Here is a 13,078-nt window from a genome sequence, read left to right as displayed (position 1 = left end):
GCAGCGGTTCAGGCCGATTTGCGCGGGGCGGCGGCAGGAACTGGCCCATTATCCCGGCCGAGCCCTGTGAATTCGGCCAGCACGCGCTCGGAGCAGACCACGCGGTTGCGGCCGAGACGCTTGGCGGCATAGAGGGCCTGGTCCGCCTCGCCCAGGAGATGGTCGGGGGCGCGATCGGCCTCGCCGGGGACGTGACTGGCAACGCCGACACTGAGGGTGACATGGCTGCCGGCCCCATGCGCGCCGTGGACGATCCGCAGCGCCATGACGGCGCGGCGGATCTCTTCGGCTATGGCGCAGGCATCGTCGCAGCTCATGTCGGGCAGGATCAGCGCGAATTCCTCGCCGCCGTAGCGGCTGGCAAGGTCGAGCGGGCGCGTGGCGTAGCCGCTGACGACACCGGCGACCGCCCGCAGGCACTCATCGCCGCTCTGGTGGCCATGCTGATCGTTGAACAGCTTGAAATGATCGACGTCGACGAACAGCAGGGCCAGCGACTTCCGCGTCCGCTGGGCGCGCGCCCACTCGCTCATCAGCATCTGGTCGAACGCGCGGCGGTTCGACAGCCCGGTCAGCCCGTCCTTGGTGGCGAGCTCCTTCAGGGCCGTCTCGGCGCGCTTCTGGTCGGTAAGATCGCGCAGCGTCTCCACGACCGCGATTAGATTGCCGGCCTCGTCATGGATCGGACCGGCGTCGATCGCGAGATAAAGCTGGCTGCCGAGCTTCGGCATCACGCACCAGTTCTCGGCGGAAAAGCCGAGCCCGTTATGGCCGCGCGCGGCATATTCCGGATAGAATTCCGGCAGCTGCTCGGGCTGGTCGAGCGCGACCAGATCGGCAAGGCAGGGACGCTTGGTCTCGTAGAAGGCCTGCCAGTGCTTGTTGGTGCCGATCACATCAGCGGCAGCAACGCCGGTCAGCCGCTCGCAGGCCCTGTTCCAGATCACGACGCGCCGCTTCGGATCGATCACGAAGGTCGGCACCACCAGATGCTGCATCAGCCGCACCGCGTAGGAATCCGCGATGTCGACGGCCTTGGCAGGAGCCTTCCTGGAAGGGGTCTTGATGCGTTTTTGCATCTCAGGCCACCGCCGCCACAGGCAAAGCGTCGCCCGGACCGAACAATTTGCGTACCTCGGCCGCCGGTCTCGGCTTGCTGAACAGATAGCCCTGCATCTCGGTGCAACCGAGCGCGCGCAGCATCTCGCGCTGCGCCTCGGTCTCGACGCCTTCGGCGACCGTCGTCATGTTGCTGGTGGTGGCGATGTTCACCACCGCCTGCACGATCACGGGTGATCCGCTGGACTCGGCGATGTCGGCGACGAAACAACGGTCGATCTTGATCTTGTCGAACGGGAAGCGCTTCAGATAGCTCAGCGACGAATAGCCCGTGCCGAAATCGTCGAGTGCGATCCGCACGCCGATCGAACGGAGCTGGTGCAGGATCGAGAGTGCCGCCTCGTCGTCGCGGATCAGCACCGCCTCGGTGATCTCGAGCTCGAGCCGTCGTGGCTCCAGCCCGGAGGCGGCGAGGGCACCCGCAATCCGGAGCGCCAGCGTGTCGCATTTGAGCTGTACCGGCGAGACGTTGACGGCGAGGCGGATATGGGAGGGCCAGGTCGCGGCCTCGTTGCAGGCCGTGCGCAGCACCCAGTCGCCGAGCTCGTTGATCAATCCGGTGTCCTCGGCGATCGGAATGAATTCGGCCGGCGATACCATGCCGCGTTCGGGATGGCGCCAGCGCAGCAGCGCCTCGCAGCCGGAAACCACGCCCGAGTGCAGATTGACCAGCGGCTGGTAATGGATCTCGAAGCCGCCATCGATCAGCGCCTGGCGCAGGTCCTGCTCCAGCATCAGGCGTGCTTTGGCGCTCGCGTCCATCTCCGGCACGAAGAAGCGATAGGTGCGCCGTCCTTCGGCCTTGGCGCCGTACATCGCAAGGTCGGCATTCTTGACGAGCTGGTCTAGATCGGCGCCGTCCTGCGGCGCCAGCGCGATGCCGATGCTGGCGTCGGTGGAGAGCTGGTGCCCGAGGCAATGATACGGGCGGCGGATCGCCTCATGGACCCGCGTCACGAAGGCCAGCACGTCGCTGGAGGATTCGATTCCGGTCTGGATCACGGCGAATTCGTCGCCGCCGAGCCGCGCGATCAGATCGCCCGGCTTGAGGCAGGCCCGGATGCGGCCGGCGATCGCCTTCAACAGCTCGTCGCCGACATGATGGCCGAGCGAGTCGTTGATGCCCTTGAATTCGTCGACGTCGATATAAAGCAGCGCGAACTGGGCGCCGCTGGCGACCTTCTCCAGCTCGCGCTCGATCTGCTCGCGGAACAGGACGCGGTTGGGCAGGTCGGTGAGCGCATCGTAATGCGCCAAATGCGCGATCTTCTCGGCGGCGTTGCGCTGTTCGGTGACGTCCTCGATGACGTTGATGATGTAGCGGGGGTCGCCGGCCTTGTCGCAGATGCCGATCCGCTTCGAAATGGTGTGGCGCTGGCCGTCGGCCGGGGTTTTCCAGCTTTGCTCCTTTTGCAGCAGCCGTTCCGGCGATTGCAGTACGGCGTCATCGTCGCGCGTGACGATGTCGGCGTCCGCTTCGGGCAGGATATCGCCTGCCGTCTTGCCGACGATCGTCTTGCCGCCTTCCCCAAAGATCTCTTCGGCGATCCGGTTGACCAGCAGGTAGCGCCGCGTGTGCGCATCCTTCACCGTGATCTGCGACGGGATGTGGTCGATGATCTCGCGAAGGAAGGTGTAGTTGCGGTCGCGCTCCTGCTCCAGATTGCGCCGCTCGGTGATCTCCTCGATCGTGGCGACCCATCCGCCTTGCGCAAGCGGCGTGTTGATGACCTGGAAAGCGCGCCCGTTGGGCAACTGATGCAACTTTATCGCGACCTTGCCTTCGGCGACCCCCCGCATCACGTCGGCGCAAAACTCTTCGACGTTGCCGCTGAACGCGTTGCGCTCCTTGCGATGATACATCGCCTCGTGAATATGACAGCCGGGCCTGATGACGTCGTGCGAGAGGCCGAACATGTCGGCATAGCGGCGATTGCAGGTGACGATATAGCCGGCAGCGTCGTAAAGGATAAGCCCTTGCGACATGTTGTTGAGAGCGGTGTCGAGCCGCAGCCGCTCCGCCTCCAGCCGCTGCTGGGCCTCGCGGTTCTGCCGGATGATCTGGCGGATGATCATGAAAAGGATCAGCGCGATCACGGCTGCCGACAATGTCGCGGTGGTGACCATGAACCCGGTCTGCTGCCGCCAGTCGGCCAAAGCTGCCGACGTGGTGTTGGTCGCCACGATGACCAGCGGGAAATGGGTCAGCGATACGGCCGAGCCGATCTTCTCTTCGCCGTCGACCGGGCTCTTGACGCGAAGCGTGTGCTGCCCGCCATGGGTCAGCACCTGCCGCATCAGCGGCGCGTCCTTGTAGCTTCTCCCGATCATCGATTCGACGTTCGGGTAGCGCGCCAGCATCACGCCTTCGCGGTCGAACAGCGAGATGGCGGCCCCGTCCGCCAGCGCGACCGACGCGAAGTAGTTCTGATAGCTGTCGGGATCGATCCGCCGGACCATCGCGCCGACGAAAGTGCCGTCCGGCAGGCTCAGGCGGCGCGCGACGACCGTGGTCCATTTGCCGATCAGGAAGCTGCGCACGGATTCCAGCAGGACCGGATCCGACCTCGGGTTGGTCTTGAAGGTCTGGAAGTAGGCGCGCGAGGAGATGTTGATCTTGGGCAGCGGCTGCGCGCGCGACCAGGAGATGATCTCGCCGTCGGCGTCATAGATGGCGATGTCGCCGAGATACGAGACCGCGCTGATCTTGCCCATCAGCATCCGGTTGGCTTCGGGCCCCGACATGCGCTCGCGGAACATCTGTGGCGAGGTGATATCGGGCAGATGCATCTGCCCGATCAGGTCGGCCGCGACGACGTCGGAATCCTCGAACTGCTGATCGAAGTGCCGCGCGATCAGCTGCACCGTATTCTCCAGCTCGCGCCCGCGATTTGTCAGCGTGCGTTCGCGAAACTCGCCGACGGCCATTGCGGTCACGGCGAAGATGCCGGCGACCAGCAACGCGCCCGAGAGCGTCAGCCACAGCACGGGGCCGCGCCGCATGGCCGCGTCCCAGCCGCTCTTCGCGGCCAGGAACGTCGCAGCTGCCATCGCTGAAAAAATCCGGCGCATCCCACTCCCCTGGAGGAACAGCAATACTATGGACAGATGGCGCAATGCTTAGGAAAGCCGGTTACCTATGGCTTAAACCGGTTGCAGACCTGTACGGCCGGCGAGCCCGGGAGCGCCGCGCGCCGGTTGCACAGCACCTGCATGGCACGCTGCGCTGCATCGTTAATCGAAGCTTAACGCGAGGCGCTTGCGCTCTTGCCGCCGCCATGGCGCAGCCGTCCGACCACGCCAGTCGGGAAGAAATACACGCTGGCAATGAACAGCAGCCCGAGCCAGAGCAGCCAGCGGTCGGGATGAAGCAGCCCGGGCAGCAGCGGCAGACCGGCTTCGCTCGCTGCCTTGGAGGCGACGCCCATCAACGACTGCAGGTAGTTCTGGGCAAGGATGAAGATGGTGGCGCCGATGATCGCGCCGTAGATCGTGCCCATGCCGCCGATCACGACCATCAGCAGGATGTCGAGCATGATCGAGAAGCTGAGCGAGGTGTCGGGGCCTGCATAGCGCAGCCATAGCGCGTTCAGGATGCCGGCGCCGGCGGCGACCAGCGCCGCGAGGCAGTTGGCGTAGGTCAGGTGGAATACGGTGCGGAAGCCGAGCGCTTCGGCGCGAAAGCGGTTCTCGCGGATGGCCTGCAGCACGCGCCCGAACGGGGAGTTCACCACGCGCAGCAGCGCGAGGATCATCAGGGCCGAGATGGCGAACACCAGGTAGAAGGTCAGGATGCGGCCGTTGATCTCGAAGCCGAGCAGATTCTTGGAGATCAGCACCGTGCCGGGACGGAGCAGCTCGGGCAATTGGAAGCTGCGCCCGTCTTCGCCGCCGGTCAGCCAGGAGAGCTGCGAGGCCAGCACCTGGAAGGCGGAGGCGACCGCGAGCGTGATCATGGCAAAGAAGATCGCCGCGACCCGCAGCGAGAACAGGCCGATGGCGAGCGCGAGCAGCGCGGCCAGCGGCAGGCCGACGACGATGCCGGTTGCGACCGCGGCCCAGTTCGGACCCATGCCGTAGAGCGCGATCGCGATCGCATAGCTGCCGATGCCGTAGAACATGGTGTGCGCGAACGACACCGAGCCGGTATAGCCGAGCAGCAGATCGTAGGACGCGACCAGCGCGGCGAAGACGCAGATCTTGGCCGCGACGTTCAGCGCCTTGGCGCCGGGGAACAGGAACGGTGTCGCCGCCAGCGCCAGGATGATGACGACGAGAATGAGGGTGAGCACGCGGCTCCGCGGCAGATCGCCCGACAGGATCATCATCGGCTGGTCACCGCATAGAGGCCGCGCGGCCGCCACATCAGAATGGCAACCATCAGCAGGATGTTGGAGACGAGGGCGAGTTTCGGCAGCAGAAAGCCGCCGTAATTGGCGACCATTGCCACCAGGATCGCGCCGATGAAGCAGCCACCGATCGAGCCGAGGCCGCCGATGATGACGACGACGAAGATCAAGACCGTGAGTTCGTCGCTCATGGAGGCGTGGACCTGCTCGCGATAGAGCGCCCACATTACCCCGCCGAGGCCGGCGAGCGCCGATCCCGTCATGAACACGCCGAGGAACAGGCGGCGGATGCGATAGCCGAGCGCCTCGACCATCTCGCGGTTCTCGACGCCGGCGCGGATCAGAAGGCCGAGCTTGGTGCGGTTGAGCACGAGCTGGATCGCGATGAAGACGGCGAGCCCGATCAGCATCGCCAGCACGCGGTATTTGGCGATTGCGACGTCGCCCAGGATGAAGGAGCCTCGCAGCGAGGTCGGCAGCGGCATCGGGATGATCTGCGGCCCCCACAACGCATAGAGCGTCTGTTCCGCAACGATGAGGCCGCCCGTCGTCATCAGGATCTGCTTCAGGTGCTGACCATATACGGGCAGGATCAGCACGCGCTCGACGACGAGGCCAAGCGCGCCGGAGACGGCCATCGAGAGCAGCGCCGCCGGCGCCAGCACGGCAAGATTCACCCAGAGCGAATCGGCCTGTACCGAGGCTGCGAACGGCGCAAACACCAGGGTCGCGATATAGGCGCCGACCGCGATAAAGGCGCCGTGGCCGAAATTCAGCACGTCCATCAGGCCGAACACCAGCGTCAGCCCGGAGGCCATGATGAAGATCATCATGCCCATCGCAAGGCTCGCGGCCGTCAGCGTCAGCCAGGTCGAGGGCGAGCCGACCAGCGGGATCATGACAAGCGCGAGCGCGACCGGCAGCAGGATCGGTGCGATGTCGCGCTTCGGCTTCGGCAGCGGATCTGACGCGGCAAGTTCAGTCACTGATGTGCCTCCAGGCTCAGGCCGAGCAGCCGCTCTTGCAACGGCACGTCGGCGGCAAGCGCCGCCATCTCGCCGCGATGGACGATGGTGCCGTTGTCCATCACGAGTACGCTGTCGCCGAGCTCGCGGGCGGCAAAGAAATTCTGCTCGACCAGCAGGATCGTCGCGCCCTTGCGCTTGATCTCCTTCAGGCACTCGATCAGCGCCATCACGATGGCGGGCGCGAGGCCCTTGGTCGGTTCGTCGATCAAGAGCAGCTTGCGCGGCTCGATGATCGCGCGTGCGATCGACAGCATCTGCTTCTGCCCGCCCGAGAGGCTTCCCGCGCGCGACAGCCAGAACCGGCGCAGCGCCGGGAAGAAGCCGAAGATCCACTCCAGCTGCTTGTCGTCCATCGCCGCATCGCGGGCGGCGAGAACGAGATTCTCTCTCACCGTGAGGTCGGAGAACACCGCCATGCTTTCCGGCACATAGCCGACGCCGAGCCGGGCGATGTCGGGCGTGGCGCGGCTCTCGATGCGCTCGCCGGCGAGCGTGATCTCGCCTGAGGAGGCCGGCCACAGGCCCATGATGGTGCGCAGCGTCGTGGTCTTTCCGGCGCCGTTGCGGCCGAGCAGCATCGTGACCTGCCCCTGCGGCACGGCGAGATCGATGCCCTGGAGGATGTGGTACCGGCCGATATGGGTGTGAACGCCGGAGAGTTTCAGAAGGTCGGTCATGCTGCACTCCCTGCAGCGCTCTTGGGGGCGACGCCGAGATAGGCTTCCTGCACGATCGGCGAGGCGATCACCTCGGCAGGTGCGCCGTCGGCGACGAGCTGGCCGTTGTGCAGCACGATGATGCGGTCGGCGAGCGAGCGCACCACGTCCATCTTGTGCTCGACCAGCAGAATGATCTTGCTCTTGTCCTGCTTGAGCTGCGCGATCAGGTTCAAAACGACCGGCACCTCGTCGATGCTCATGCCGGCGGTCGGCTCGTCGAACATGAAGACCTTTGGCTCCAGCGCCATCATCAGCGCGACCTCGAGCTTGCGCTGGTCGCCATGCGACAGCGCGGTCGCGGCGACGCTGCGGCGATTGCCGAGCGCGACCTGGTCGAGGATGCCATCGGCGCGCGCGATCAGATCGCGGCGGACCATCCAGGGCCGCAGCATATCGTAATGGGTGCCGTTCGCCGCCTGCACGGCCAGGCGGACGTTCTCTTCGACGGAGAGATTCGGAAAGAGGTTGGTGAGCTGGAATGCGCGCCCAAGCCCCGCGCGGGTGCGCAGCGGCGCGGAGTGCTGGGTGATGTCGGTGCCGTCGAACAGGATGCTTCCGCTGGAAGCGCGCAGCTGACCCGAGATCAGATTGAAATAGGTGGTCTTGCCGGCGCCGTTCGGCCCGACGATGGCGGTGAGCTCGCCCGGGCGGAACGTACAGCTGACATTGTTGACCGCGACATGGCCGCCGAAACGGATGGTGAGGTCGCGGGTTTCGAGGGAAAGCGTCATTGGAGCCAAATTCGTCGCCGGTTGTGACACCTCTCCCCAACGGGGAGAGGTCGATTTGCGCAGCAAATCGGGTGAGGGGGCTCGGGTCCCACGAAAGTTCGGAACCCCTCACCCGCGCCTTCGGCGCGACCTCTCCCTATGGGAGAGGTGAAGCACGCTCACCGCTTGTTGCGGATCGGAACGTCCATGTCCTCGATCTTTAGCTCGCGCACCGGCTCGAGAATGGCCCAGGCGACGTTCGGATCGACCTTGACCTTGAAGTGATACATGCTCTGCAGTGCCTGATGGTCTTCTTTGCGGAACACCATCTTGCCCTTCGGCGTGTCGAACTCCATGCCTTCCATCGCCGTGATCAGCTTCTCGGTGTCGGTCGACTTCGCCTTGGTGACGGCGGCGACGACGGACATTGCAGCCGCAAAGCCGCCCGCGGTGAAGAAGTCCGGCGGCGAGTTGAAGCGCTTCTGGTGCTCGGCGACCAGCCAGTCGTTCACCGGGTTCTTCGGGATGTCGTAGTAGTAATAGGTCGCGCCTTCCATGCCGGGCAGGCTCTTATAGGCGGCGAGCGCCGGCAAGATGTTGCCGCCGGTGGAGAGCTCGATGCCGTAACGCTTCGGGTCCATGTCCTGGAGTTTCGCCAGCGGATTGCCGGCGCCGGCCCAGATCACCCAGATCACCTTGCGGCCGGGCTTATCCTTCAGCGCATCAAACAGGCGCTGGCCGACCGCGGTGAAGTCGGTGGTCGAGGTCGGAGCATATTCCTCCGCGGCGAGCGTCGCGCCGGTCTTGGCCAGCGCCTCCTTGAAGGCGGCGACGCCGTCGCGGCCGAAGGCATAGTCTTGCGCCAGCGTCGCGACGGTGACGCCCTGCTTGCCGATCGCGACCGCATTCGAGATCGCATCCTGCGATGAGTTGCGCGCGGTGCGGAAGATGTAGCGATTCCACTTCTCGCCGGTAATCTGATCCGCGACGGCGGGCTCGACGATCAGGATCTTCTTGTTCTCTTCGGCGACGGGGAGCATCGCCAGCGCCGCGGCCGAGAAGGTGGTGCCGATGGCGATGTCGGCCTTGTCGTCCTGATAGGCCTCGGCGAGTGCCGTCTTGGCAAGGTCCGGCTTGCTCTGGTCGTCCTTGGGGATGATGACGATCTTGCGACCGTCGATCGTCATGGTGCCCTTGGTGGCGTATTCAAAGCCCATCTGCAGGCCGGTCTCGGTCTGCTTGGCATAGGCCTCCAGCGGACCGGTCTTGCCGTAGATCAGCGCGACCTTGAGGTCATCGGCGTGCGCGGACACGCCCGCGGCGAGCGCGAGAATGGTTGTTGTTATGACAAATGATCGACGCACGATGGTCCCTCCTGATTTAAAGTTTCTCGGCAATAGCGATTTGCACAACGGTGTGAACATTGCAATTCAACCTTCCGGTCGACTGTATCGGTAGGCGAGCATGCATTATTTTTGAGCTTGCCGCGCGGGAGGCGGCTCGCCGGAGATCGGAGGCGCGCCCTCGACCTGCCGCCAATCCGACTGCGCTTCCTCCGCACTCTCGAAAATATGTGGCGCGACGCCGCGCCGCTCCAGCGCCTCGCCGAGCTTGATGCGCAGGAAGCCTGATGTGGTGTAGCGCGACACGCCGACATAGAAGCGGTCGACCAGGCTGCGCACCATGGCCGAATAATCGTCCAGTAGCTCGGGCAGGATCGAGAAGTTGTCATAATTGACGATGGCGTAGACCTTGCGGCCGAGCGGGCCGAGCCTGGCCGCGACAATCCGTCCGATCTCGTCGATCTCGGCCTTGCTGCGCAAGGGATAGCGCTCGAGGTTGATGAAGAACAGGTTCTGGTCCTCGTCGAGGGTGAAGCGCTGGTCGAGCGGGATGGTCAGCAGCCGTTCGCGCAGATCCATGGGACCTTCGCGGAAGATGCGCGCATCCATCAGGCTCGGATCGCGCGGGATCAGCGGCTTGAAATCCATCAGGCGCAGGATATCGCGCTCGATGTCGATGCCGGGCGCGACCTCCGTGAGCTCGAGCCCGTCGGGCCGGAGCGCGAAGACGCAGCGCTCGGTCACGTAAAGCACGCGCTGTCCGCGCGCAGCGGCGAAGGGACCGCTGAAGGTGACGTGCTCGACGTGATCGACGAATTTGCGGGATTTCGCCTCCTCGACAATGGCGAGCTGTCCGTCGTTGACGGCGATCCGCTGCTTGCCGGCGGCAAAGGTGCCGACGAACACGACCTCCTTGGCGTTCTGGCTGATATTGATGAAGCCGCCGGCGCCGGCGAGCTTCGGCCCGAACTTGCTGACATTGAGATTGCCGGTGCGATCGACCTGCGCCAACCCGAGAAAGGCGGCATCCAGCCCGCCGCCGTCGTAGAAGTCGAACTGATAGGGCTGGTCGATCACCGCCTGGGTGTTGATTGCCGCGCCGAAATCGATGCCGCTGGCGGGAATGCCGCCGATCACGCCGGGCTCCGCCGTCAGCGTGATGAGGTCGATGATGCGCTCTTCATTGGCGACGGAGGCAATCCCTTCGGGCATGCCGATGCCGAGATTGACGACGCTGTTGGCCTTCAGCTCGAAAGCCGCGCGGCGCGCGATGATCTTGCGCTCGCTCATCGGCATTTCAGGCAGCGAGGTCGCGCGCACCCGGATTTCGCTGGAATAGGCCGGGTTGTACTGCGTGCCAAAGGTCTGCCAGTGATGCTCGGGCTTGGCCACGACGACGCAGTCGACCAGCACGCCGGGGATCTTGACCTGGCGCGGGTTGAGGCTGCCGCTCTCGGCGACCCGCTCGACCTGGGCGATGACGATGCCGCCGGAATTATGCGCGGCCATGGCGATCGCCAGCGCTTCCAGCGTCAGTGCCTCCTTCTCCATGGTCAGATTGCCGTCGGGATCGCCTGTGGTGGCGCGGATGATCCCGACATTGATCGGGAACGTCCGATACAGCAGGCATTCCTCGCCGCGTAGCGTGATCAGCTCCACCATGTCCTCGGTGGTGCGCGCATTGAGCTTGCCGCCGCCGTGCCGGGGGTCGACGAAGGTGCCGATGCCGACGCGCGTGACGTGGGCTGGCCGATGTGCTGCGATGTCGCGGAACAGATGCGTGATCACGCCCTGCGGCAGGTTGTAGGCCTCGATCTGGTTTGCGATCGCAAGCTGTTGCAATTTCGGCGCAAGGCCCCAATGGCCGCCGATCACGCGGCGGACGAGGCCTTCATGCGCGAAATGATTGAGGCCGCGGTGTTTGCCGTCGCCCTGGCCCGCGGCATAGACCAGCGTCAGGTTGCGCGGCTTGCCTTGCGTGTAGGGCGCATCGCCCTCGCTCGCCAGATAGACCTCCTCCAGCGCCAGCGCGATCTCCTCGGCAAAGCCGATGCCGACGAAGCCGCCGGTGGCGACCGTGTCGCCGTCGCGGATCAGCATCACGGCTTCAGTCGCCGTGACGATCTTGCCCTTCTCGGAATTGGGCAGGTAAGCCAAGGCAGGATGCTGGCTCACGGCGTGTTCTCCCATGTTGATCTTGTCGGGAGCGGCCTTCGATGGCCGCTCCGATATTTGTAGCCTGCGGTCGGGCCGGGGCTAACCGGCCTTGCGCGTCTCGGTGGCGAAATAGACCGAGACCACCGTGATGATAGCGAGCGCGATCATGTAGAGCGAGACCGGCCAGGTCGCGGGCGCATAGGCCGTCATCAGGCCCGTCGCGATCAACGGCGACAGCGCGCCGGCGAAGATCGAGGCGAGGTTGTAGCCGAGCGAGACGCCGCTATAGCGCACCTTGGTGCCGAACAGCTCCGACAGGAAGCTCGCCTGCGGACCGTACATCGCCGCATGCCCGATGGCGAGGCCCAGCACGATGGCGATCCAGGCCGTATGCGGGTTCTTGGTCGCCAGCAGCATGAACAGCGGGAACGACATCAGCGCGGAAAATACCGCGCCGAAAATGTAGATCGGCCGCCGCCCGATCCGGTCCGACAGCGCGCCGAAGGCGGGGATGGTGAAGGTCTCGATCGCGGCGGCGATCAGCACGCCGTTCAGCATGTCCTGCTTGTTCATGCCGAGCGATTGTGTCGCATAGGCCAGCACGAAGGTGGCGTAGATGTAGAAGAAGCCGTTCTCCGCAAAGCGCGCGCCCATCGCGAGCAGGATGTTCTTGGGATACATCCTGATCGCGTCGACGATCGGCATCTTCACTTCCTGCTTGGAGTCCTTGACCTTCTGGAACTCGGGAGATTCCGCGATGGTGAAGCGGATCCACAGGCCGACCAGCACCAGCGCGATCGAGAACAGGAACGGGATGCGCCAACCCCAGGCAAGGAGCTGGGCGTCCGTCAGCATCGCCGACACCACCGAGAAGACCAGCGTACCGAGCACGAGGCCGAGCGGCGCCCCGAGCTGCGGCCAACTGCCATAGAACCCTTTCTTGTCTTCCGGCGCATGCTCGACCGCCATCAGCACCGCGCCGCCCCATTCGCCCCCGAGGCCGAAGCCCTGGACCAGACGGCAGGTGACGAGCAGGATCGCAGCCCCGATGCCGGCGGTTTCATAGGTCGGCAGGAAGCCGATCGCCGCCGTCGCCGCGCCCATGATCAGCAGCGTCAGATACAGCATGGTCTTGCGGCCGATCTTGTCGCCGTAATGCCCGAACACGACGCCGCCGAGCGGACGCGCGATGAAGCCGAGCGCGTAGGTCGCGAACGCCAGCAGCGTGCCCATCATGGGGTCGAAGGTCGGGAAGAACAGCTTGTTGAAGATCAGCGCCGCGGCGGTGCCGTAGAGGAAAAAATCGTACCACTCGATGGCCGTGCCGATCAGGCTCGCGGTGGCGACCGTGACGTGCGAGGGCTGTTTCGCCTGAAGCTGATGGACTGAGATCGCTTCACTCATCTTGCGTCCTCCCTGGTTGCGAATGCGCATGTGCAGCATGCGTCATTGTGCAAAGCGAAGAGCAAGGCCCGCGCCAACTGCATTGGCATTGCGCAATATGGCTGAAAACCCGGCAATTTCCGCATCTGGAGGGGGAACGAGGCGCCCGGCGAGGTGTCCGGAATCCGAGACTCCAGACAAAATCAGTCTCGAAACTCAGACGAGCTCAGGCGACTGAGCAGTACGCACGACGGCGAGCCATTTACTCCG

9 protein-coding genes are annotated in these 13,078 nt (G+C 64.7%); all 9 read right to left on the bottom strand.

All coding sequences use genetic code 11. The annotated features are described in order from the left end of the window. Positions 1-8: 8 nt before the first annotated feature. Entirely contained in the window at positions 9-1,079 is a 1,071-nt protein-coding gene (locus XH89_RS36450) for a diguanylate cyclase (RefSeq protein ID WP_194465090.1), read from the bottom strand. 1 nt (position 1,080) lies between these two features. Continuing rightward, positions 1,081-4,170: an EAL domain-containing protein gene (locus tag XH89_RS36445; protein WP_371825190.1), complete on the bottom strand. Its 3,090-nt coding sequence runs from the start codon at positions 4,168-4,170 to the stop codon at positions 1,081-1,083. Positions 4,171-4,364: 194 nt separating this feature from the next. After that, complete coding sequence (locus XH89_RS36440; RefSeq protein WP_194465088.1) at positions 4,365-5,447, bottom strand: branched-chain amino acid ABC transporter permease; 1,083 nt, start codon at positions 5,445-5,447, stop codon at positions 4,365-4,367. Further along, positions 5,444-6,454 (bottom strand): branched-chain amino acid ABC transporter permease, encoded by a 1,011-nt coding sequence (locus XH89_RS36435; RefSeq protein ID WP_194465087.1) that lies wholly within the window; start codon positions 6,452-6,454, stop codon positions 5,444-5,446. Before XH89_RS36435 ends, XH89_RS36440 begins: the two co-directional genes overlap by 4 nt. Further along, positions 6,451-7,173, bottom strand: a complete 723-nt coding sequence (locus XH89_RS36430) for an ABC transporter ATP-binding protein (protein ID WP_194465086.1) — start codon at positions 7,171-7,173, stop codon at positions 6,451-6,453. The genes XH89_RS36435 and XH89_RS36430 overlap by 4 nt, the downstream gene beginning before the upstream one ends. Beyond that, positions 7,170-7,946, bottom strand: a complete 777-nt coding sequence (locus tag XH89_RS36425; RefSeq protein WP_194465085.1) for an ABC transporter ATP-binding protein — start codon at positions 7,944-7,946, stop codon at positions 7,170-7,172. Before XH89_RS36425 ends, XH89_RS36430 begins: the two co-directional genes overlap by 4 nt. Before the next feature lie 158 nt (positions 7,947-8,104). Next, entirely contained in the window at positions 8,105-9,349 is a 1,245-nt protein-coding gene (locus tag XH89_RS36420; RefSeq protein WP_371825189.1) for a substrate-binding domain-containing protein, read from the bottom strand. Positions 9,350-9,394: 45 nt separating this feature from the next. Further along, positions 9,395-11,443, bottom strand: a complete 2,049-nt coding sequence (locus XH89_RS36415) for an acyl CoA:acetate/3-ketoacid CoA transferase (protein ID WP_301267461.1) — start codon at positions 11,441-11,443, stop codon at positions 9,395-9,397. A gap of 81 nt (positions 11,444-11,524) precedes the next feature. Next, positions 11,525-12,829, bottom strand: coding sequence for an MFS transporter (locus XH89_RS36410; protein ID WP_246767705.1), 1,305 nt, complete (start codon positions 12,827-12,829; stop codon positions 11,525-11,527). Positions 12,830-13,078: the final 249 nt, after the last annotated feature.

The sequence above is a fragment of the Bradyrhizobium sp. CCBAU 53340 genome (genome assembly GCF_015291645.1).
Lineage (GTDB): Bacteria > Pseudomonadota > Alphaproteobacteria > Rhizobiales > Xanthobacteraceae > Bradyrhizobium.
The sequence above is the reverse complement of the archived record's forward strand: the minus strand, read 5'-3'. Positions and strand labels throughout refer to the sequence as shown.

Bases quoted from the DNA above. Each gene is read 5' to 3' on its own strand.
- XH89_RS36450 (WP_194465090.1), bottom strand. From the start codon at position 1,079: ATGCAAAAACGCATCAAGACCCCTTCCAGGAAGGCTCCTGCCAAGGCC.
- XH89_RS36445 (WP_371825190.1), bottom strand. From the start codon at position 4,170: ATGGCAGCTGCGACGTTCCTGGCCGCGAAGAGCGGCTGGGACGCGGCC.
- XH89_RS36440 (WP_194465088.1), bottom strand. From the start codon at position 5,447: ATGATGATCCTGTCGGGCGATCTGCCGCGGAGCCGCGTGCTCACCCTC.
- XH89_RS36430 (WP_194465086.1), bottom strand. From the start codon at position 7,173: ATGACCGACCTTCTGAAACTCTCCGGCGTTCACACCCATATCGGCCGG.
- XH89_RS36425 (WP_194465085.1), bottom strand. From the start codon at position 7,946: ATGACGCTTTCCCTCGAAACCCGCGACCTCACCATCCGTTTCGGCGGC.
- XH89_RS36420 (WP_371825189.1), bottom strand. From the start codon at position 9,349: ATGTTCACACCGTTGTGCAAATCGCTATTGCCGAGAAACTTTAAATCA.
- XH89_RS36410 (WP_246767705.1), bottom strand. From the start codon at position 12,829: ATGAGTGAAGCGATCTCAGTCCATCAGCTTCAGGCGAAACAGCCCTCG.